Source organism: Virgibacillus sp. SK37 (assembly GCF_000725285.1).
GTDB lineage: Bacteria > Bacillota > Bacilli > Bacillales > Amphibacillaceae > Virgibacillus_Q.
Map to the genome: position 1 here is coordinate 3,748,550 of NZ_CP007161.1, position 22,492 is coordinate 3,771,041.

Consider the following 22,492-nt stretch of genomic DNA (forward strand, 5'->3'; position numbering starts at 1 on the left):
ACAATACTATAGGTATATAGCAATAAATCTATTTTAAAGGAGGGTGAGTGTCATTAAGCTTACCGTTGTGGGAGGAGGATCTTCCTATACACCAGAATTAATTGAAGGCATTTTGAAGAATCAAGACATCCTAAACGTTTCTGAAATTTGGTTGGTTGATGTTAAAGAAGGTGAAGAAAAGCTTGCTATTATTGAAAAACTTGCAAATAGAATGGTTAAAGAAAGTCACACTTCAATTAAAATAGTCGCAACCTTAAATCGAAGGGTGGCCATTAAAGACGCGTCCTATGTTATTACTCAAATCAGGGTAGGCCAATTGAAAATGAGAAAATATGATGAATATATTTCTATTAAACATGGCGTTATTGGACAAGAAACTACTGGCGCTGGCGGTTTTATGAAGGCACTAAGAACCATACCAGTCATCCTTGATATTTGTAAAGACATAGAAGAACTTGCGCCAGATGCATGGCTACTAAACTTTACAAACCCTGCAGGTATTATAACGGAAGCCGTTCTAAAACACAGTTCAGTAAAGGTGATCGGCTTATGCAATAATCCTATAAATTTCTATAAAAAATTTGCAGACATCTATCATGTGCCAATAGAAGAAGTTAGCATCAATATCACTGGAATTAATCATTTGATATGGATCACTGGTCTTTTTATAAATGGCGAGTCAAAAATAGATGATATCCTTACAGGAAAATCACAGAGTTACGAGGCTAAAAATATCCCTGATTTTGGTTGGGATGTTGACTTCTTGCAATCATTAGGGGCCATACCTTGTGGCTATCATAAATATTACTATCAGACAGATAAAATTTTGAAAGAACAGCTTGAACAATATAGAGAAAATAAAACAAGAGCAGATCAGGTACAAGAAATAGAAAAAGGGCTATTTGAGTTATTTAAAAATCCTGATTTAACTCAGAAACCAAAGGAACTTGATCAGCGGGGTGGCGCATTTTATTCAGAAGCTGCTATAAATTTGATCTGCTCTCTCCATCTCAATACTGGCAATATACACACCCTTAATGTACAAAATAACGGAACAATAGCTTGTTTGCCGGATAACGTAAGTATTGAAGTGAATTGTGTTGTAGAAAAGCACCAGGTTACACCAATGTTGGTAGGAGATGTTAGTCCCCAAATTAGAGGATTGCTTCAGCATGTTAAAGCATATGAAGAATTAACGATAGAGGCTGCTGTGAAGGGGAGCTGGAACCTTGCATTTCAAGCCTTAGCCATGCATCCACTATTACCATCTACTGATGTAGCTAAAAAAGTTCTTAATGAAATGCTCGAGGTTAATGAGCATTATTTACCCGCATTTCATTAAAATAAATTTTACTCTATAAAGGAGTTAATACAAATGAAAATAACTTTACTGTGTGCATTAGGAATGAGTACTAGTTTGCTTGTGGAAAGGATGAAGGAAGCTGCTGGAAAACGAGAACTAGACGTAGAAATTGAAGCTCATTCTGTAGATGATATTGATGAACAATTAAAGAGCGCTGATGTTGTCTTAATAGGTCCTCAGATCCGTTACAAAAAGAATGAGTTATTCAAAAAGGCTGATTCCGCAAGGGTCCCCATCGACATTATAGAAATGAGAGCCTATGGAACAACCGACGGTGAGAAAGTGTTGGATCAAGCATTGGGATTAATCTAAAGGAGAGGAATAACAATGATGGAACGATTTAATTCATTTATGGAACGTTACTTTATGCCAGTTGCCGGAAAATTGGCTGAGCAGCGACATTTAAAGGCAATAAGAGACGGCATTATTGCAATAATGCCGTTGCTGATTATTGGTAGTATCTTTCTTATTATATCTTCACCGCCTGTGCCTTCTTGGGCGGAATACATGAAACCTTATGCTCCGACACTAAATATTCCTGTCAATGCGACATTTGGACTTTTGGGTTTAATAGCCGTTTTCTCCATAGCTTATAATCTTGCGAAAAGTTACGGAATGGATGGACTATCAGCAGGGGTGCTGAGTATAGCTGCCTTTTTTGTTGCTACCCCTATGACAGAAGAGGGTAACATTCCGCTTAATTTAATGGGAAGTGAAGGCTTATTTATAGCAATTGTATTAGCTATATTCACGGTAGAAATATACCGCCTTTTTGAACGAAAGAACATTATTATCCGTATGCCAGACGGCGTCCCTCCCTCTGTGTGGAGAGCATTTACAGCACTAATACCGGGTGCAGTAATTGTTTTTATTGTATGGGGTGTGGATGTCATTTTAAAAACTTCACTAGATTTATCGCTCCACGGAGTAGTTGCGGCACTTCTAAGAGAACCCTTACAAATGGTTGGAGGAAGTTTCTGGGGTGCAATGGTTGCTATCATTCTTATTCATTTACTGTGGTCGTTTGGTATTCACGGAATTTCAGTTGTTGCCAGTATCATGGCTCCAATCTGGTATAGTCTAACAGATCAAAATGTTGCAGCACATCAAGCGGGAGAGGCATTGCCTCACGTAGTAGGGCAACCATTTATGGCGATTTGGTGGGCTGTGGGTGGATCAGGCATGGCCTTAGCTTTAACCATATTATTCGTTTGGCGTGCACGTTCGAAGCATTTAAAAGGATTAGGCAGGGGTTCTATATGGGCTAGTATGTTTAATATTAGTGAGCCGGTTATTTTTGGAGCACCCGTGGTAATGAATCCTCTGCTTGTTATTCCGTTTATATTGGCACCACTAGCAGTTGGTATGATTACTTATTTCTCCATGACACTTGGTTTAGTTGGAAAACCTTATGTCATTGTACCATGGACGACTCCTCCACCATTCTCAGGAATATTAACCACTGGTGACTGGCGTGGCGGAGTATTAATGATGCTCAATATCTTTGTAGCAATGGCAATATATTATCCGTTTTTCCGTTTGTATGATAAGCAATTACTGGCAGAAGAAAGTGAAACAAAAAAAGATGAGGCTTCCGAGAAGATGATGAAAGCGAAATAAAGTAGGTGACTCTATATGGATCTTAAACAACGTCGATTAATTATAAATGCAGATGACTTTGGATTAAGCCCTGGCGTAACTGCTGGGATTCTATATGCCCATCAATATGGCCTGGTTTCCAGCACGACTGCCATGGTTAATACAAGTTTTTCAAAGGATTGTCTGCAGGAAGCCAAACACTATTCTTATTTAGGAATTGGTTTGCATTTTGTTTTAGATGCAGGCCAACCTCTTTCTCCTTCAGTACCTAGCTTAACGGATAATAAAAATAATTTTCTTAAAGGCAAGGACTTAGTTGAAAATGCAAAAGGAACTGACATTAAAGAAGAGTTAAAAAGACAACTAGAACTTCTCCTTTCCTGGGGGATAGATGTGACACATATTGATAGTCACCATCATATGCATCTGCATATTCCCGGTGCGCTAGAGATAGTGTATGAGGTAGCTCATGATTATAAATTACCTGTAAGAGTCTTTACTAATACTACAGTAACAGCAACAGCACCGAGGACAGATTATTTCCATTTTAATTTTTATGGTGAAAATAATTTAACAGAAGAATACTTGATAAACATGATTACCAATCTAGATCAAGGTACCTCTGAAATAATGTGCCATCCAGGCTTTTTAGATACCTGGTTAACCAAGACAAGCAGTTATCAACAAATGAGAATGAAAGAGGTAGAAATCTTAGTAAGCAACAGAATTAGAAAATGTCTAGACGAGCAAAACGTACAACTCGTGCACTATGGAGGGATATAAATGAACGTTGATAACTTTTCCATGTCGATTATAATGCATGCTGGGAATGCCAAAGTTTATTTACATAAAGCCTTAGCTGATGCCAGGAATGGTAAATTTGAGGGGACAGATGAAAAAATTAAACTTGCATCGGATGAATTACTAGCGGCTCATAAAATTCAAACCAAGTTCTTGCAACAAGATTCAAATGGTGAATTAAAGAATCTACAAGTATTGTTAATGCATGCGCAGGATCATCTAATGACGGTAATCTCTGAAAAAGATCTTATTAAAGAAATGATTGAGATGTATAAAAGGCAAATAGAAACGGAACAAAAGATGGAGCGATTATCAAAGGTAATAGAGAGGTTAGAAATGAAGAAAAATTAAGGTAAAGGCTGACAAAATTTTGTGAGGTGTAGTTATGAAATTTGGTAAACTTACTTTTATATTCCTGACTATATTGGGATTAGTGCTATATAGTAATGGGACTGAGACTGAAGCAACGGAAAAAGGCAAGAAAGTCACTCCAGGTATTGAAACCTTTTTAGATAAACACGTTGATTGGATTAAGGGTAAGAAAGTCGGTTTAATAACAAACCCCACCGGGGTCGATACTAACCTTAAAAGTGATATTGATCTATTATTTGAGCATCCTGACGTAAATTTAACAGCTTTATTTGGGCCAGAGCATGGAATAAGAGGGGACCAGGAAGCAGGAAAATATATTGAATCATATGTTGATGAAAAAACTGGTTTACCTGTATATAGCTTATATGGTCCTACCTGGAAACCTACAAAGGATATGGTAAAAGATGTTGATGTACTCCTGTTTGACATACAAGATATTGGATCGAATGTATACACATATATTTATACGTTAGGTTTCGCCATGGAAGCAGCAGCTGAATTTGACAAAGAACTAATCGTGCTAGATCGGCCAAACCCTATAGGTGGAGAAAAAGTTGAAGGGCCACTTCGTTCGAAAGATACGGTTAGTTTTATGGGAAGATTTTTGCTACCAGTAAGACACGGAATGACTGTAGGGGAATTAGCTACCATGTGGAATCACGAATATAGCATGGGAGTGAATTTGAAGGTTTCCAAAATGAAGGGGTGGAAACGAACGATGCATTACGAAGATACTGGCCTGCCTTGGGTCCAACCTTCACCAAACATACCAACAAAGGAGTCTGCTTATTTATATACTGGAACAGAATTGTTAGATGATACTACCCTTTCCGTTGGATTAGGTACAACAAAACCCTTTGAGTTAGTAGGCGCTCCCTGGTTGGATGGCGAAGCTTTAGCTCAAGAAATGAAAAAAAGAAATATTGATGGTGTTACCTTCCGACCAGCCTATTATACTCCTATGTTTGGTAAGTATAGCGGAAAAAGAGTTGGAGGTGTTCAGGTTCATATAAAAGAACCTACAAAAATAAATTTAGTAGAATTAGGGCTAAATTTAGTTGATGCTATGAGAGATCAAAACCCGGATAAATTTGAAATGACGTCAAGTTATGCAAATCTAATTGGTGATCCAGAAGTACCTACTATGATAAAAAATGATGAACCTGTTAATAAAATAATAGATTCTTGGCAATCCGAGCTAGATAGGTGGGTAACAGAAGTTCGCAACCAATACCTTCTTTATGCTCCATTCCCAAAAAAGACAGGTCCTTATAAGGAGAGAAGTTATTTAGGGATATTACCGTTAGATATATCAATTACCCCTGGAAAAAGTGTTGATTTAAAAGTACAGGGATTTGATAAAGAGGGGAAGAAACTTGAAATTTCCCCATCTTCCATTGACTGGGAGGTTACAAACAATATTGGAAAAATAGAAGATGGAATCTTTCAGCCTACAATGGAAGGTAAAGGGGAAGTTATAGCATCCTATAAAAATCTTACAGCGAGTCGTGATGTAACTGTCTCCGTACCATATATAGAAAATATTCGGTATGGTGTTCATTCAGACTCAACAAGAGTCGTGCTCGACCTAAACAATGACATCAGCGATTATTCCATTGAGGAGGAAAATGGCAAGCTATTTATAAAAATTCCTTACGCTAAAGTTGGAGGGGACTTAGATAGGGAAGGTGGTATAGTTCAAATAGATAAAAGCCCTATCGTCTCAAGTATTAACTATTATGTGAAAAATGAATCGTTTATTGCTGAATTAGATTTGAAGAAAGAAGGAGTTAAATACAATACCCCAGAATTTTCTTCGAGATTAGTAGTTGATTTGGCTCATTAAAACCTTTTTAAGTTAAAATAGGATCAAAAATTACTAAGTTAAAAAATACTCAAAGCCTAAAATAATGACCCAGGACTTTTACAGGATCGCTATTGATTCTTTTGTACTATTTTTCCCGAACTTATAGAAGACCGTTCATGTTATGGGAGCGGTCTTTTATATTTCTTTGAAAGGGGTAATAAGGTAAGCCTTTATTTTAACTTTTAATTATCGTCAACTGCATTCACTGATAATATATATGTTCATACCTAATTTTAATATAAGTAAGAGGAGACCAGTCCTCTGGTCTCTTACTTCATCACTTTTTCATAGTAATGCCTTTTACACAATACCGTTAAACTCAAGCACTCTTTTAATTAATTTAATTCCCCTATTTCTGTTTTGATTTCTTCTATACGCTTTTTCCCCCAATCATACATCATTTCCACAATTGGAAGTAATGTCATTCCCAACTCAGTCATTGAGTATTCCACTTTAGGCGGAACTTCTGGATAAACCTCTCGATGGACAATGCCGTCTTCCACCAATTCCTTTAATTGATTCGTTAAAATTTTGTGGGATATTTTAGGGAATAATCTTTGCAATTCACTAAAGCGGTGCGGACCTTCAACACCTAAATGCCACAGAATTACCACTTTCCACTTTCCACTGATAATCGATAAAGTGAGTTCTTTTTCACAGTTGTAATCACCATTTATTATCTTTGCTTTAATTTCATCTCTAAGTGTATCCGACATATCTTCCGCCTCCACTTTCAATGGTTACTTTAAGGTTACTCTATTACTAAAAAGTGCATTCTTCTCAGACTTACTAACAGGTTGTAATATAAATATGTGAGTTAAAGATAATCTATTTTAGGAGGAACAACAATTATGAGTAAACAAGCACTATTAATTATACCACCAGAAAGATTTAATGAAGATGAATTATTCAAACCGAGAGAGGCACTTGAAAATGCAGGAATAGAAGTAACAATTGCAAGCACAAAAACTGGCGAAATTATCGGCGACTTTGAAGGTAAGGCCATTTCTGAAAAGGTCTTTTCCGATACTACAGCAAGCGACTTTGACGTTATTTCTGTCATTGGCGGATCTGGAACAAATGATCATCTTTGGGAAAACAATGGATTGTCCACCTATTTAAAGAAAGCATATAAAGATAATGTTCTAGTTACTGGAATTTGTGCTGGTGCAGTTACTGTTGTGAAAACCGGGTTACTTGAAGGTAGAGAGGCAACTTGCTACCCTGTTGATGTACAAAAAGACCAACTAAAAGAAAATAATGTAAAATATGTCGAGAAACATGTTATTGCCCATAGTGACATTATCACAGGTGACGGCCCAGATGGCGCCGAGGAATTTGGAAAAGCATTAGTTAATGCAATAAACTAACTTATTAGATGATAGAAGCCTTTGGTGTATACTGGAGGCTCTTTCAATGTTTAGTCTTCTCTTACTCTTTATTTTATATTAGTAAAAACTTATCTAACCATTTATTTTCAAGCACAATTTCAACCCTTTGTTTTACCACTATTTGTGACACCTAAACAAAATCCATCATCTTATACTTCTAGTCTCTTAGGTTAAATTCAATCAATTAATTTGAGTGCCTGTCACTTCCCGTATTACATCATACGTACACTGTCTTTCAACAGGCTTTCAATCTTTCTCCCGGAATCGATTCCGTCAGTTCATTCACAGCGTAGGCAATATCATTTTTCTGCAATTTCATTTCCATATCGAGCGGCAAAACAACCTGATTCATGTTTTAATCTTTAAACAGAGGGAGACCTCCTCAAAATTGGGTTGTGGTGACTTTAATTTCAGCAGAAGGTTTCCCTATTTTCTTGGCTAAAATATCAAAAGAACGGATCCGAAGGAGATTTACTCAGGACCCGTTCTTTTTTAGTTTACTGGGGTTTTGTCCCAGCTATATAACGGCAATTGCAAATCCCGTTATGGCAATTGAATTTTAGAAGTTAATACATTATTTCCTGAACCTAAACGCAAACGAATATTTGCTTCTTCTGCTGTAATTGAAGGATTGATACGCATGTTGACTTGTGTTGATACAACACCTTCACTGTTTGCTTTCAAAGTGCCAACATTTCCATAACCATAACTTGTCGGCCATGAACCATCTTCATTTTGAATTTGCGATATGCTCATTCCACCATCCAAATACACCTGAATTTGTGCATTAGTTATGGTTGCTCCCAATGTGAGTCCCTTAATTTCTACTTGAACAGGAAACGCTTCACCGTTTGCAGGTAATGTCTCTGGTAATAAGAGTTTGTAATTACCATTTTCAATTACTTGTGTAAGCTCTTCTGATGGGGGTTCTTCTTCGGTAGGAGGTTCTACAATTGTAGAACCTTCACCAATTACCACAGCTTTGGTCACTACATTGTCTCCACTACTGTTTTTTACACGAATAGATCCTTCTGTTGCAGACGTAGAATTATTTAATCTCATCGTTACTGTTTTTTTAGCAACACCTTCACTGTTCGCAGTTAAAGAACCAATATCAAAATAGCCATAATTAGATGGCCATGAGCCATCATCGTTCTGTACTTGTGATATAGATGTACCACCATCTAAATACACCTGTATACGATAGCCATTTACAGTAGTATTTGGCGTTAAACCTTCTGCTTTAAAATTTACTTCAAAAGCTTCACCACTATTAGGCAAAATATCTGGTGTTATTACTGAATGATGAAGTGGTGGAAGGGGATCGACATCTGAACCATATGACCCATCAGCAAAAGTTGACTCATCATACCATAAATAACCCGGGTTTGGTTGACGCCAAGGTTCTCCTAAAATTTCTGTAGATTTTAATGGATGTTCCATCTCAAGTCTCGGCGTTAGACTATCTAGTTTAATAGACGTTTCAGCAAAAGAATCATAATTTTCATCATGTGCTAACCAATCAATAATATTTATTAGCAACTCACCATTGTCATGCGCAATAAATCCATCATATGTTGTTTTTACTCTACCTGTCTCTTCATTACGATATTTAGGTGTTGCATCTTCAACAGGCGATGAATCTCCAATAAATGCAGACTTCCCTAATTCCTTTTTACCAATTGCAACAAATGGTCCTTCTTCTATACCGCCACCAGCATATACACCTTGATCTACGGAAGGTGACCATTTATTTTCTGATTCTGTTAACCCTTCAGGTAAATACACAATTCCCTTTGCCATATTCGGATTAGTAATAGCTAAAGTTGAACCAGCATGAATTGAAACCTCATTTACTCCTTCGGTAATACCAAATGAATCTGTTGTAGATACAACATGATTAGCAACCGTATTATTAATTGCGTTATAACGGAACTCCACACCAAATTCATCGCTTAACCAAGTTGAACTTTTAACTCCAGTAAGAGCGCTTGCCTCAGCAGATGACATACCCTTTGTCGGATTTTCATAAGCTCCACGACGCCAACCATTCATAATTTCGTTAGAATCCCAACGATTTAAGTTGCGATCAGCGTTATAATGGTCTGCGATAAAGAAGACTCCATTACCTTGTTCTGCATAAGTTGCAATCGCTTCTTGTTCCGATACAGTGAATGGAATGTTTGCTTCAGGAATAACAAACACATCATAATTATTTAAATCATTAAGTGTTAATGGATCATCACTACGAAATTCTTCTACAGTATAACCTTCTGCAACAAGAGTATCAGCAAAATCAGAAAATGCTCCATCAATTACCCAGTCGGATTGCCCGGTTGTTTGTCCATGGCTATTATCAAATAATACCTTATAGCCATTTGATTGTTCCGGGTTTAAAATCGGTGCTGGATCTTGTGCATTTTCAGCACTAGTTGTATCAATAGAGATAATCGTAACCATGAACATACATAAAATAGATAATAAAATAAATTTATCCTTCCTCATGATGAACCTCCATTATTTCTTAAATTTTATTCTTCCCTTAAACAGCAGCGACTAGTAGACTATTAGTTTAATAGAGAAATTTGTCACCCCCTTACTAACTTTGTTCGTAATTTGTTGGATATATATTCAACGATTAAAATAAGCATAACTAGACCAATTAAAATCGAACCCACCTCTGACCAACGATATGAATTCATTGCAAAAATAAGTGGCGCTCCAATACCGCCAGCTCCGACTAAACCAAGAACAGCTGCATCACGCAGATTCATATCAAATCGATAAATAATAATTGATAGAAATAAAGCTGAAAGCTGTGGAAGTATACCAAAGCGAATTTTTTCCATAACCGTACATCCAAGGGATTCCATCGATTCAAGAATCGATGTATCCAAGTCTTCTATAACGTCTACATACAATTTAGCTAACATTCCTATACTTGTTAAAGACATTGTTAATACACCTGCAAACGGTCCCGGACCAGTTACGCGTATAAACATTAGTCCATAAACAATGGCAGGAATCGTCCGGATAAAAACCAGCAATAAACGAACAATACTGGCAACTGGCTTTGGTACAATATTTGAAGCAGACACAAAGGCAAGTGGAATAGCCAGAATTGCCCCTACTATGGTGCCTAAGAAGGCTATTGCCATTGTTTCAATGAGTAAATAAGGTACTCCATTACTAAAATTAAATAGCAATTCTACATCTGGTTGAACCAGACCTAATAAGATGTTTTTTGCTATTGTAAGACCATTTGTTGCTAATTGGTCGAATTGGATGGCAGACATCGACCAACCAAAAAGGATAATCAAGATCAATCCTGTGATTATTTGCGAGAAGCGACGATTTGGTTCTAGATGATATTGTTTATCTATAGCATTCATTTGTAATCTCCTACTTTAATTTCTTTCGGTAATATTCACTAATAGATTCAATCATAAAGACGACGACCACTAACATAAGTAAAATCATGCCTAAATTGGCATAGTTTCGCCAGCCAAGACTTTCATTTAATAGTAGCCCGATACCACCAGCCCCGACATACCCTAAAATAGCTGCATAACGCACATTACCTTCAAAACAAAATAGGGAGGTTGATAAATAACTTGGTAGTATTTGCGGAAAAATAGCATAGCGAAACGATTGAATTGTTGTTAATCCCATTGAATGCATCGCTTCATATGCATCCATATTGACATTCTCAATTTGTTCGTATATTAATTTTCCAACATATGAAATTGTAAATAAGTAAATAGCAACTGTTCCGGTCATCGTTCCTAGACCAAAAATATATGTAGCAATAAGAGCGATAATAAGCGTTGGAAGTGTTCGCAATAAACTCAAAATCAATTTGATTGTGGATGAAATCGCTTTTGATTTCGTAATATTACTTGCCGCAAGCATCGCTAACGGTAATGCAGAAATGGCACCTAAAAGTGAGCCGAGCAATGACATTTTAATTGTGTCTAATAAAGGCTTCCAAACTTGCGGGAAATAAGCCCATGTTGGTGGGAACATCTCTTGAATAATGACAAAGAACTGACCTATACGGTTTAACAGAATTTGAAGGTCAAACCCTGTAATCTGAATAGAAACATAGGAAAATCCAAGTAATAATAATATAACAAGAGGTGTCATAGATCGTTTTTCCACGACGATTTTCCCGTTTGGCAGTATCATTTTCTTAGTTGGTAATAGCTTCGCGAACATGCGCTATATTACCCCCTTTATCAATCGTACCTTTATAAATCTGATCTAAAGTCTCATCTGTTACATCTTCTGAACGTCCATCATACACAATTTCCCCGGCATGTATGCCAATAACGCGAGTTGCGTAGTCAAGTGCTAGTTCCACATGATGAATATTCATAATAACTGTCATATTAAGTTCTTGATTAATTCGTCGAAAGTCTTCCATTACCTGATTCGCTGTTAATGGGTCCAGTGATGCCACAGGCTCATCAGCCAAAATAATCTTAGGATTTTGAGCAAGTGTACGTGCGAGGGCCACACGCTGTTGTTGCCCTCCTGATAATTGATCGACCCGTATGTATGCTTTGTCTAAAATGCCAACCTTATCAAGCGCAATTAATGCTTGTTTTTTCTCCTTTTCAGTGAAAATACCTAATAATTTTCTCCATAAAGGCATTTCAGGAACAAATGAGACAAGAACATTTTTTATTACTGAAATACGGGTTACCAAGTTAAAAGACTGAAAGATCATCCCGATTTTGCGGCGCAATTGGCGAGTTCCCTTTCCTTTTAACGTATTTAACTCGGCACTGTCTACTGTTAAAGAGCCACCCGTGATATCATGCATTCGATTTATACAACGTAATAATGTAGACTTACCTGCACCTGAGAGTCCAATAATCGCTACATATTCTCCTTGTTTAATTTGAAGATCAATATCTTTTAATGCCAATAAACCATTGGGATATTGTTTTTGAACCTGTTTAAATTCAATCATGATAATACTCCAATCCTAGAAAAAAATGAGAACATTGAATAACGTTCTCATTTTTTTATTTTATTAGAAACACCTATTGCTTAGTTTGATCCTACTTGCTGTACGATTTCTTGAGCTTTACGTTCATTATCATAATCTGCATCCGTTGCTTCTTGATAACCTTCATGACTGTAGATAGCTATTACTTCTTTTCCTTCTTCTGATTCTCCGATATTAATAAATGCTGTTTGTAGTGCTGCTTTTAAGTCATCATCCATAATTTCAGAGTTTTTACTAACACTAATCGTATCGTTATAGATAGCTGGCATAACACCAATTACATCTGTTTCTTTCCAAATATCTGATTCACGACCATATTCAGAAGTCCAAGTATCCTCAAAGTCACGACGTGCATCTGCATACGTAACTAATACATCTGTTTGTCCTGAAGCTAAACGAGCAAAAGAACTACCATATGAATCAGCTTGTACTACTTTAGATAAGTCAGTAATTGTTTTATCAAAGTTGTCTTGTAACCATAATGTAGGGTAAATATAACCTGCTGGGGAAGATGATGACATGACATTCCAAGTAGCATTGTTTAAATCTTCGAATGTTAACTCCTCGCCGTTATTCACTTTCTCTGCTAAAGCTTTCCCATTTTCTGATGGACCAGTAATTAATAATGCGCGATAAGAAGTTGTTTGTTCCTCCGCTGGTTCTGTTGGTTCATTTTTGTTCCAATCTGCAGGATCATCAGAATCATTGCTTAAACCTGCACGGGTTGAAGTTAAAATGACTTCCGCTCCGTCATCATACAATACATATGTACCACCCGGTATAAAACCGATATCCGTTGTTCCTGCTGATAATGCTTCTCCCACTGCTTCATAATTTGTTCCTACAGTGATTTCAATATCACCAACATCATATCCCAATCCTGATAGTTCCTCTTTTAACAAGTCTTTTAATGGTTCTGTAGCAGTAACAATTTCCTCTGGCTCACGGGAAGGTACAAATCCAATTGACAATTGCTCGATCGATTCATTTTCTGTAGAATTACTAGAGTCAGAGCTTTCAGATGAAGATGCGCCTTCAGTTTGCTGATTTCCACATGCAGCTAAGACAACAAAGAATAGTATTGCAGTAGCAAATAAAATGACCTTTTTCATGTAAATAACCTCCTATGTATTTATCACTAATTTCACTGTAACAAAATTATGTTAATTAACTGCAAATTATTGATATTGCTTTTGTAAATCTTTGTAAATAAACTGTAAATTTATGCTGTTTTTTCATTCTCCCCTTTTAAAAAAGCGTATACTTACATCAGAACATTGATATAGGAGGATACATCGTCTTATGCAGAAGAAACAATTACAATTAATCATTACTAGTGATGTTCACGGCTATATTATGCCAACCACCTTTCGAAAAGCGGACGAGGCAATTGGCTTAACGAAGGCAGCTTGTATTATAGAAAACTTAAGAAAAGTTAAACCTAGTATTCTAATCGATAATGGCGATATGCTACAAGGGAGTCCGTTAACTTATTATCACCAGCAATTTCATCCTGAACAACCAAACCCGGTGATCAACGTTGCCAATGTACTAAACTATGACCTTGCTGTACTTGGAAATCATGAATTTAATTACGGGTTATCATTTCTGAAAAAATCGATTGAGGAATCAACTTTCACTTGGTTAGGTGGGAATATTTATAAGGAAGATGGGACATCCTTCACAACGCCTTATGTGATTAAAGAACTGGAAGGTGTTCGTATTGGTATTGTTGGCGTTACTACCCATTTCGTGCCGATTTGGGAAGATCCAGAACATTTGGACGGAATTGAATTTAAGGATGCTTTTGAACATGCTAAGAAGTGGCTTGAACATCTACGTCACAATGAAAAAGTAGATATAACCATTCTTTGTTATCATGGTGGCTTCTCCCACGATATATCTACTGGGAAATTGATTGAACCTGATACTGGAGAAAATCAAGGCTATCAAATGTGCAAACATCTTGACTTTGATATGTTTATCACAGGACATCAGCACAGAGAAGTTTGTACTAAAGCATTTGGCAAATCAATCGTACAGCCTGGTACAAAAGGTGCCTGTGTTGCTACCATCTCGTTAGATTTAGAAATGGAAAATGGGAAAGTGATTTCAATAAATCATGAACCGTCGTTACATTATGTAGATGAAAACACACCCATTCATCAACCTATTGCAAATCGGATTCAAAACTTTCATTTATTAACGGAAAAATGGTTGGATGAACCAATTGGGAGAGTGGAAGGAAATTTGTTGTTTGAGGATGCATTTCATGTTCGTGTTCATAAACACCCATATTTACAATTTATCCAGCGTGTACAAATGGATGCAACAGATACACAAATATCCTGCACATCATTATTTCATGATGGTCCCGGTGGATTCCCAAAACTAGTGACAATGAGACATATCGTTACAAACTATATTTATCCCAATACATTGAAGGTGGTAAAGGTCTCTGGAAAGCATATTGTTCAAGCACTCGAGCAAAACGCTACATATTTCTCCATAGAAGATGACCAATTAACTGTCTCACATTCTTTTCGCTATCCAAAGGCACAACCGTACAATTATGATATGTGGGAAGGGATAGAGTATGTAATGGATATTCGTCGTCCCATTGGTGAAAGAATTACAAAGGTCTCTTATCAGGGGAATCCACTTGATTTAACGTCAACATATGATGTGGTCATGAACAATTACCGGGCAACAGGAGCTGGAAACTTTCCTTATTTTGCAGATTGCCCAGTTATTAAAGATATTCAAATTGATATGACGGAATTAATTGCTAATTATTTTAGAAGGTATCCGATTGTACAAGCGACTTGTCAGCAAAATTGGGTGGTAAGAATGTGAATGAGGTGGGGTTTTTCTTCATCCCACTATACTCTGGAAAGTAAATAGGAAATTAATTATGGTCTAAATTCATTATAAAGGTGATATATTCCGACAATTGAGTATAAATATAAGTGGTTGACTGGTCACCCACATTAGAAGGAGATAACTCTTCTCTTTCCTCTCATTCATCCTGTTTTTTAGCTAAGTAAATACTTATTGTAACAAAGAAAGCCAAGATAACTGTACCAGCTGTATAACCGGTTACTTCCCAATTTATTTCTCCATTTCGGATCATACTCACAATTATAATCCCTGTAAGTAAGCCTACAATCACATAAAAGAGTGACTTCGATATATTAACCAAATTGTCACCTCTTTAAAACATTCATAGTCTCTCGGAAATTAAATTTCCGTATCAGCTCTAGTCTTTAGACTAGGGCTTTTGTATTAGTTCACCCCCAAAACAGGGATGCGAACAAACTTTCCACTTGACAAATAAAAATCGGCCCAATAATTGAGTTAAATACATTAAAAACACTAGATTTGGGGGAATTTTTCATGCTGAATAATGTTCGATATCATGAATCTTATTTACACGGGATTACACGTGTAGCAGCTAATGAGTGGGGAGAAGATGGCATAAATGTGAATAACATTTCGCTTACCGCATTAACAGAAGGTGTTGAAAAATGGCGTGAGAATTTCCCAGATCTATATAAAGATACAATCAATAAGATCCCTATGAAACGAATGGGTAATCCAGAAAAAGATATTGGCCGTATAGCGGTATTCTTAGCAAGTGAAGATGCTGACTTTATTACAGGACAGACAATCATGTCAGATGGTGGATCAACTAAATTATAATAGGCTACTCCCAAAAAAAAGTAGTTATTGATCAAATCAGGATAAAGATAAATGAGTAATAAATAGTAAAAAGGAGAGACATAATTTCTGTGCTTAAAACAGAAGTTATGTCTTTTGTTATTAAGTAAATCATTTACTCACAAATCCTCTCTCCCTATGCCTAGGAAAATCCAAAGCGAACAAATAATTGAATATTTTATCTCTTTCTGATTATACTTATTCATAAGAAGGAGGGGTGCTATTGTTGCGAAAATGGGTGAAACTAAATATGTATGTTTTTGTGCTTCCATTTGCCTTTGCCTTATCGTTTTTGGGTGATGCAAACGGAAACCTGGTTAGATTAACACTGGACACCGCCAGGGACATGTAATTGCATAGAAAGCCAACACACCTAGGATAAACAAACGCATCAACTAGTCGCTCTACCAAAAATAACCCCAGTTCCTCAAAAGGAGCTGGGGTTATCTCTATTTATCTCACAGTCATCCCAATGACAAGCAAAAAGGAAGTGACTAGGCCTATTGAGTTGCTATTTAACGGGTTATTTTCTAAACACATTACCAGTGAAGGAAAACCACGAAGACTCCTCGGAAAGAAAAAACATCTTTCCTTCGTGCGATGCACAATTCGCTGAAGCCTTCCTTATCCTGCGGGAAAAGCAACGGCTGAAGATCCCGCAGGACCAGAAAAGCTTCAATGAGAAACATCGCACGCAGAAAAAGTGGGTTTCTTTTTCAAGGAAGCGATTTTCTTCCGAGGAAGCTGAAGCTTTGTCCGCGGAAAGCGAAGTGGATTTTCCGAAACGGCCGCTTACAATACTTCAAAGTATATGTTTCGCGATCATTGGATTAACCCACCATGTATAGCAGATCCAAAGAAAAAGCCCTGCATGAGTCCCCTCACACAAGGCTTCCAACCACCTACCCCATATACACAGCTTCACATGTACCCGCCGCTGGTTCATAAAAACAATGAAGTTTATATTGTCCTGTAAATGGCTGGCCATACCATGTTGGAGGGCATGGGGCATATGGATTAAAATACCATAACGCAAACCTGGATGGATGCTGTCTCCAGTTTTCTAGTACCCTTCTGGCTAATTTCTTCTCTACACCACGTGCCCTGTTGTAAAAAACATTGCCTTTTTGGACGGCCTCGAAAGAGTAATTGCCTCCCTGTATTTGAAAAATTACATCGTATATGGAACGTAAATCCTTAAAGTCTAAGCAATTAGCAATCAACCGGTTGACGATGACATTACCAACCATCAGCATCCCCAGTTGACCTTCTCCCTCAGCCTCTGCCCGCATCATCCTTGCTACTAAATCCACATCACTATCTGTATATGCTACTCTTGTCATTTTTATCACCTCTAAAAATTATATGATAAAAATTTATAAAGATGATAGTTGATTACATTTTTTCAAGTGGATTTTTGGCTCTCAACCTTACTAATTGTATTCGTCAATTCGTATTGACGGCGTCTCACTTCAAACAAGGTTAATGGATCACGGTAGGTTTCCGGTTTCTCATGCATTTTTTGTAAGTCAGCAGTATGGCTTTCAATATCTGCTTCTACCTTCTCCGTTTCCTGGTTCACCACATCTACAGGGTTGGCGAAGAACCTGTTCACATCCCACTCGATGGACCCTTCAAACAATTCCAATTGCTGCATGAACGGGTCGATAATTTCCTTTGCAGTTGGCGTGTAATCCTCATTTTCAATATAATTTTTATATCTGCTATGGAGCATTTCATTATTCTTAGAAATAGAACTGAATAGCTTGCCTGCACCTTTTAAAAATAACTGGGATGGTGTGTTACGCATAAAAATATTCATTTTTTCAAAGCGTAGCATACCGCGGGAAATCCTTTCCAAGTCCCTCTGCCAATCCTCAAGTACTTTAAAGTCGCCCTGTAGATCAATCTTCTCTTCCTTGTATTGCTGATTAACCGTCTGGCTGAATTCATTGCATGCTGCCTGATTTTCCTGGAATTCCCTTTTACATTCATTAATCCACTGTTGAACCGCTTGTTTCACATCATGATGGACGAAGTTTTTCATAAAGACTACAATTCGTCTGTTCATTTCCTCGTTTAGTTCCTCATTGATCTTGGAAAAGTCACTGTCATCCTGAATGATGCTGGCACTTTTTTGTAATTGCTTCGGCAGTTCAGTCATGACTCGTTGTGACAGGTTATTTTTCATCGTACGGAAGGATTCTGTCATCTGCTCGGAAGTTTCTTGCTCCATATCTCCGAGTTGTTGATGAATATGTTGCAGGCTTGCCAGTAACGCTTCATTCCATTCAATTTCTTCCTCGATACCTTTTTCCAATTTGACTCTTTGTTCTAAAAGAAATTCGATGGATACTTTCAATACTTCACGTATGCTTGATGGACTCGCAGCTTCCACCTCGGAGTGGCTCAGAATAGGATTAGTGACTTCTATTAAATCATCAAGCAAGCCTTCTTTTTTAGCCCATGCTTTAATGGCTTCAAATAGGATCATTCCATCTTTTGAGTCGTGCTGTTGTGGTGTTGCAATTTCGAATTGATATCCTGCTTTGCCGACAAGTTGTTCATCAAGCATCGAAGGGATTGTTTTATCCCATGCTAGTATAGCAGCGGAAGAAGCCAACGCATCTGATTCAGCTGTTACATCCAACCAATTCGTTAAATGATGCTGGATTAAGTCAGAAATCTCCCTGATTAAATAGTCGCCATTAATTAAGTCGAAGTAAGCCTCTTGGTATAATGCTGGAAGCTTTCTCCAAACATAAGGCAGCTCCTCATGAGCTTCCAGGAGAAGCTGGTTAATCACACGTAACCACTCTATATAGTACGGGCTTTGTCGATAGCTATTCCATAACACCTCTGTCATGTTTTCAAACCGATCCCGGTCCATTGCCAGTATATGTACAAGCAAATCATTAAAGTAATCCGGTCTGTAACCAACCGTTAACCCTTGCTGCACATAGCCTGATAAGACCTCCATCCAATAGCCGGTTTTTGTACGGATCGTCTCATTAACTGCGAGTTCCACTGCATGGTCCCACTCACGAATATCCTCAAAGTATGTCTGCGCTATCTCTGTTACACGGGAATAATCGGGATTTAAACTAACCGCTTCCTTTATCGTACTAACTGCTTTTCGCTGATTGCCTTGCTGTACATATAAAGAAAATAACTGCATGAGCACTTCGGATTTTAATACAAGTGATGGAGAATCAACCTGCAAATAAAGTCCTTCTGCTTCCTCCAATAATCCCAACTCTACATGCGCATCTGCTATATTCTTCTGTGCCCATGGAATAAGCTCCTCTTCCAGTGGTTGCTGCCATTTAAAAATCGCCGCTTCATAATCATTATTCTGGTAATAAATTTCTCCCTGGGCATAGCGAATAGAAGAAAGGTCAGGCCACTGTTTTTGCATTTCTTCAATATACATATCCCCCAATATGCTTACTGGATGCCCTTGTTTGCTTTTATCTAAAATCGTTTGATAATAGGATTTATTAATTCGTCTGTTTTCCGTCGTCACGATAATCCCTCACATTGTTTTTATTTATAACTCTATAAATCTGGTTATTTTATACTACATTTATTCTTATTCCTCATCTACTTGCCCCATTCATAAATTCCGATTTATGTAGAGGTTTCCACCTATATACTATTCGATAGAAATCTCCAATTTATGAGGATATTTGCCCTATTTTAGACCGTAGAAGTTTTCATAAAAAATATGTATCTCTATTGCTTTACCCTGTTCGTTGAATTTATAACCTGGTTGGGGTGCCAGTCACTTCCCGAGTTTTGGAGTCTTTTGTCGAGGGTGTTACGAGGTAAAAGGGGGAGGTGCTTGACACACAAGCCGCCTCAAAAAAGTAAAATCAGTAAAATAAACCCGGTCACCACAGCCAGCTTCACTTTTACATAATGCTCCGTATGTACGTATATATTGACCGCCCAAACTACAAGTAACGGGATAAATGCATATTTTACATGAAACGGCAGGATAATAGAAAATAATGATACGAGCAAAACATAACCCACATAAAACAACTCACGATTACTCCCTTGAAAGGGGGTTTTCTTCTCCCATGCGTTTTAAATTCCCATTGGTGGAAACATCTACGTTTTGTCTTTGTTACTTATGATATGGCTGTCCCTTATTGATCCGGTACGCCCTGTACACCTGCTCCAATAAAATCATCCGCATAAGCTGATGTGGAAACGTCATTTTTGAAAAGGATAAGGCAAGGTCACTTCGTTTGGTGACTTCTTTACTTAGCCCGAGAGATCCCCCAATCACGAAAGCTATTTTGCTTTTCCCGTACGTTGCTAGCTCATCCAGCTTAGCAGCAAGTTGTTCGGATGTCAGCATCTTTCCTTCAATTTCCAGCGTGATAACAAACGTGTCTTGGTTAAGATGGGATAGAATGCGTTGGCCTTCCTTCCGCTTTACTTCCTCTTCCTCTGCCTTACTCATGTTCTCAGGTGCCTTTTCATCTGGTACTTCCATGATATTTACAGTCGCATAGGCACTAAGCCGCTTCATATATTCAGCGATACCCTGCTTCAAATATTTTTCCTTTAACTTACCTACCGACACGATCGTTATTTTCATTGTTTTCATCCTTTGCTTTGGCTTCTTTCTCTAGTGTACCAAAATGGGCTAATTTTTCTAGATTTCTTGCTGCAATTCTTCGAGTTCTTTTCCATCTATTTTCACCTGACAGACCGAAGATTTACCTTTTAGAATAAAATTTTTCTTTTAGATGCCCCCTTCTATCTTTTTCCTTCGATTGTAGATATAAAGAGGTTTTTTTAGGAGGAAACAAAATGAATTATATTAAACAAATGAATGCCTTCCATTCAAAAATTGATTTGGAACCAATTTCAGTACAAGCGAGATCCCTGTGGTTAACATTGATCGATATCAATAATAAACTGATTTGGCGAGAAACCTTTACCGTTGCTGCTTCCAAGCTGCAGGATAAAGCCGGATTATCGGTAAGTAGTTTTAAACGAGCTCGAATAGAATTAGAGGAAAACGGATTTATTCAAGTAACTTCCAGAGGAGGAAATCAAGCTGCGGTCTATCATGTGGTCCAATTATATGCCGATGCAGCGTCTGAAATGGAGCCACATGAAGAGAAAGTGGACTACAATCCGGACCAAAAACGGAGCCACAAGTTGAGCCCATTAATTAAACATAAACAAAAAACAAAAACAAAAGAGAAACAAGAAGAAGCTGCTGCTACAGGCGCTAAATTATTTTACTTCGATAATTTCGGTAAACCAAATACATATATTACAGAAGAACTTATTTATTGGATTAATGATGTTGGAGATGCGCTTGTTATCCAAGCAATGAAGCGTACATTAGAACAGGGAAAAAGTCATTGGGGATATGTGAAGGCCATTTTGCATGCATGGAGAAATAAAGGGGTTGGAGATGTAGCTGCTGCCAAAGAGGAAGAGAATAATTACCGTGTTCGCAAAGAAGAGAAAGAAAAGAAGACGAACCTTTTTGATGAATTAAGAAAAGAGGAAATACCTGATTGGTTTATCGAGCATAAGAAGGAGCAAGCGAAAAAGGTGGCACTAAAACGGGAGGGCATTCCGGAAAAATATTTGGAAACGGAAGAGGAGCAAAGGGAAGAGCTTGAACGTCTGCTGGCACGTTTTTCTTAAGTGGGGGCGAATTTAATAAAATTAGGGCCAGCCCGAAATAGATAAAAATCGGGCTCTGGCCCTATCTATAAAGAGATCATTTCCCTTCTTTTGTATAAATTTCATCAAAGTCACGTACCATTTCTAAATCCAATTCGGTGACTCCTTTTGCCCGCCAGGAGGATATTTTCAATGTGACTTTTTTATAATCAATGGCAATGAAGGGATGATGCTGCCGCTTTTCTGCATATTCGGCAATCTGATTGGCAAATTGCACTCCATCCATATAGCTGGCGAATTTATACTGTCGGGCAATCCATTTGTCATCAAGCTGCTCCCATTCAGGCAGCTTCTCTAATTCCTGAGTCAGACGATCCGTCGTTACTGGTATCATTTCATATTCATCTTCTGTCTTGTATTTCATTACGATCCCTCCTCGTTTTCTATTCCCTTTTTCAGGCTGGGCAAAAAGTAAGATCGATTGTTCAACCAGAAGGGTTCTTGTGGCTATTCGCTTTTTCATGTTTTCTAATTTGCGAAATAGTAATCATGAACACAAGAAAGACACTCCAAAGCGCCCAGAAAAAGAAGCCCCATTGATCAGTAACCATCGATACGATAACAAAGAAAAGAAGGATAATCCCCCCGATCCATAGGTTTATTTTAATTGCTTTTTTCGTCTCTTTGTACATGCATATCAC

23 protein-coding genes are annotated in these 22,492 nt (G+C 37.6%); 11 read left to right on the forward strand and 12 right to left on the reverse strand.

Annotation, left to right across the window (positions count from 1 at the left end; translation table 11 throughout):
* Positions 1-43: 43 nt before the first annotated feature.
* The 6 genes from X953_RS18455 to X953_RS18480 are packed head-to-tail and all read left to right on the forward strand — an operon-like array spanning position 44 to position 5,981.
* On the forward strand, positions 44-1,342 hold the full coding sequence (locus X953_RS18455; RefSeq protein ID WP_040956844.1) for a 6-phospho-beta-glucosidase: 1,299 nt from the start codon (positions 44-46) through the stop codon (positions 1,340-1,342).
* A gap of 33 nt (positions 1,343-1,375) precedes the next feature.
* Positions 1,376-1,675 carry a PTS sugar transporter subunit IIB gene (locus X953_RS18460; RefSeq protein ID WP_019375835.1) on the forward strand — a complete coding sequence of 100 codons (300 nt, stop codon included), beginning with the start codon at positions 1,376-1,378 and terminating at the stop codon, positions 1,673-1,675.
* 18 nt (positions 1,676-1,693) lie between these two features.
* Positions 1,694-2,983: a PTS cellobiose transporter subunit IIC gene (celB, locus tag X953_RS18465; protein ID WP_040957243.1), complete on the forward strand. Its 1,290-nt coding sequence runs from the start codon at positions 1,694-1,696 to the stop codon at positions 2,981-2,983.
* A 15-nt stretch (positions 2,984-2,998) separates the two neighbouring features.
* Positions 2,999-3,745, forward strand: a complete 747-nt coding sequence (locus X953_RS18470; RefSeq protein ID WP_040956845.1) for a ChbG/HpnK family deacetylase — start codon at positions 2,999-3,001, stop codon at positions 3,743-3,745.
* Positions 3,746-4,114: a PTS lactose/cellobiose transporter subunit IIA gene (locus tag X953_RS18475; RefSeq protein ID WP_040956846.1), complete on the forward strand. Its 369-nt coding sequence runs from the start codon at positions 3,746-3,748 to the stop codon at positions 4,112-4,114.
* A 34-nt stretch (positions 4,115-4,148) separates the two neighbouring features.
* The gene (locus X953_RS18480; protein ID WP_084715746.1) at positions 4,149-5,981 is read left to right on the forward strand and encodes an exo-beta-N-acetylmuramidase NamZ domain-containing protein; all 1,833 of its coding nucleotides are present in this window, start codon (positions 4,149-4,151) and stop codon (positions 5,979-5,981) included.
* A gap of 356 nt (positions 5,982-6,337) precedes the next feature.
* Here X953_RS18480 and X953_RS18485 read toward each other — a convergent pair whose 3' ends face one another.
* On the reverse strand, positions 6,338-6,718 hold the full coding sequence (locus tag X953_RS18485) for a helix-turn-helix domain-containing protein (RefSeq protein ID WP_040956847.1): 381 nt from the start codon (positions 6,716-6,718) through the stop codon (positions 6,338-6,340).
* A gap of 135 nt (positions 6,719-6,853) precedes the next feature.
* Here X953_RS18485 and X953_RS18490 point away from each other — a divergent pair, with 135 nt between their 5' ends.
* Complete coding sequence (locus X953_RS18490) at positions 6,854-7,372, forward strand: DJ-1/PfpI family protein (protein WP_040956848.1); 519 nt, start codon at positions 6,854-6,856, stop codon at positions 7,370-7,372.
* A gap of 564 nt (positions 7,373-7,936) precedes the next feature.
* Here the strand turns inward: X953_RS18490 and X953_RS18495 are convergent.
* From X953_RS18495 to X953_RS18515, 5 genes are all read right to left on the reverse strand, one after another.
* A complete protein-coding gene (locus X953_RS18495; RefSeq protein WP_198023298.1) occupies positions 7,937-9,898 on the reverse strand; it encodes a DNA-binding protein in 1,962 nt (653 codons plus the stop codon).
* A gap of 83 nt (positions 9,899-9,981) precedes the next feature.
* Positions 9,982-10,785: a phosphonate ABC transporter, permease protein PhnE gene (phnE, locus tag X953_RS18500; RefSeq protein WP_040956849.1), complete on the reverse strand. Its 804-nt coding sequence runs from the start codon at positions 10,783-10,785 to the stop codon at positions 9,982-9,984.
* Between the two features lie 10 nt (positions 10,786-10,795).
* Complete coding sequence (gene phnE, locus X953_RS18505; protein ID WP_040956850.1) at positions 10,796-11,611, reverse strand: phosphonate ABC transporter, permease protein PhnE; 816 nt, start codon at positions 11,609-11,611, stop codon at positions 10,796-10,798.
* Positions 11,586-12,371 (reverse strand): phosphonate ABC transporter ATP-binding protein, encoded by a 786-nt coding sequence (gene phnC, locus X953_RS18510; RefSeq protein ID WP_040956851.1) that lies wholly within the window; start codon positions 12,369-12,371, stop codon positions 11,586-11,588. The genes phnE (X953_RS18505) and phnC overlap by 26 nt, the downstream gene beginning before the upstream one ends.
* A gap of 80 nt (positions 12,372-12,451) precedes the next feature.
* On the reverse strand, positions 12,452-13,522 hold the full coding sequence (locus X953_RS18515; protein ID WP_052350210.1) for a phosphate/phosphite/phosphonate ABC transporter substrate-binding protein: 1,071 nt from the start codon (positions 13,520-13,522) through the stop codon (positions 12,452-12,454).
* Between the two features lie 190 nt (positions 13,523-13,712).
* On the opposite strand from X953_RS18515, the gene X953_RS18520 reads away from it, so the two are divergent.
* Positions 13,713-15,266, forward strand: a complete 1,554-nt coding sequence (locus tag X953_RS18520; protein WP_040956852.1) for a bifunctional UDP-sugar hydrolase/5'-nucleotidase — start codon at positions 13,713-13,715, stop codon at positions 15,264-15,266.
* A gap of 163 nt (positions 15,267-15,429) precedes the next feature.
* Here the strand turns inward: X953_RS18520 and X953_RS18525 are convergent, their stop codons facing one another.
* Complete coding sequence (locus X953_RS18525) at positions 15,430-15,612, reverse strand: hypothetical protein (RefSeq protein WP_040956853.1); 183 nt, start codon at positions 15,610-15,612, stop codon at positions 15,430-15,432.
* A gap of 194 nt (positions 15,613-15,806) precedes the next feature.
* On the opposite strand from X953_RS18525, the gene X953_RS18530 reads away from it, so the two are divergent.
* Complete coding sequence (locus X953_RS18530; protein WP_052350211.1) at positions 15,807-16,112, forward strand: SDR family oxidoreductase; 306 nt, start codon at positions 15,807-15,809, stop codon at positions 16,110-16,112.
* A gap of 241 nt (positions 16,113-16,353) precedes the next feature.
* Complete coding sequence (locus X953_RS20420) at positions 16,354-16,482, forward strand: hypothetical protein (protein WP_019375827.1); 129 nt, start codon at positions 16,354-16,356, stop codon at positions 16,480-16,482.
* A gap of 550 nt (positions 16,483-17,032) precedes the next feature.
* On the opposite strand, the gene X953_RS18540 is transcribed toward X953_RS20420, so the two are convergent.
* From X953_RS18540 to rlmH, 3 genes are all read right to left on the reverse strand, one after another.
* The gene (locus X953_RS18540; RefSeq protein ID WP_040956855.1) at positions 17,033-17,473 is read right to left on the reverse strand and encodes a cell wall hydrolase; all 441 of its coding nucleotides are present in this window, start codon (positions 17,471-17,473) and stop codon (positions 17,033-17,035) included.
* Between the two features lie 62 nt (positions 17,474-17,535).
* A complete protein-coding gene (locus X953_RS18545) occupies positions 17,536-19,656 on the reverse strand; it encodes a lipopolysaccharide assembly protein LapB (protein WP_040956856.1) in 2,121 nt (706 codons plus the stop codon).
* 606 nt (positions 19,657-20,262) lie between these two features.
* Positions 20,263-20,742: a 23S rRNA (pseudouridine(1915)-N(3))-methyltransferase RlmH gene (rlmH, locus tag X953_RS18555; RefSeq protein ID WP_040956858.1), complete on the reverse strand. Its 480-nt coding sequence runs from the start codon at positions 20,740-20,742 to the stop codon at positions 20,263-20,265.
* Between the two features lie 215 nt (positions 20,743-20,957).
* Here rlmH and X953_RS18560 point away from each other — a divergent pair, with 215 nt between their 5' ends.
* Entirely contained in the window at positions 20,958-21,812 is an 855-nt protein-coding gene (locus X953_RS18560; protein WP_040956859.1) for a DnaD domain-containing protein, read from the forward strand.
* Positions 21,813-21,888: 76 nt separating this feature from the next.
* Here X953_RS18560 and X953_RS18565 read toward each other — a convergent pair whose 3' ends face one another.
* Positions 21,889-22,215: a 4a-hydroxytetrahydrobiopterin dehydratase gene (locus tag X953_RS18565; RefSeq protein WP_052350212.1), complete on the reverse strand. Its 327-nt coding sequence runs from the start codon at positions 22,213-22,215 to the stop codon at positions 21,889-21,891.
* Between the two features lie 61 nt (positions 22,216-22,276).
* Positions 22,277-22,483, reverse strand: coding sequence for a hypothetical protein (locus tag X953_RS18570; protein ID WP_040956860.1), 207 nt, complete (start codon positions 22,481-22,483; stop codon positions 22,277-22,279).
* Between the last annotated feature and the right edge of the window lie 9 nt (positions 22,484-22,492).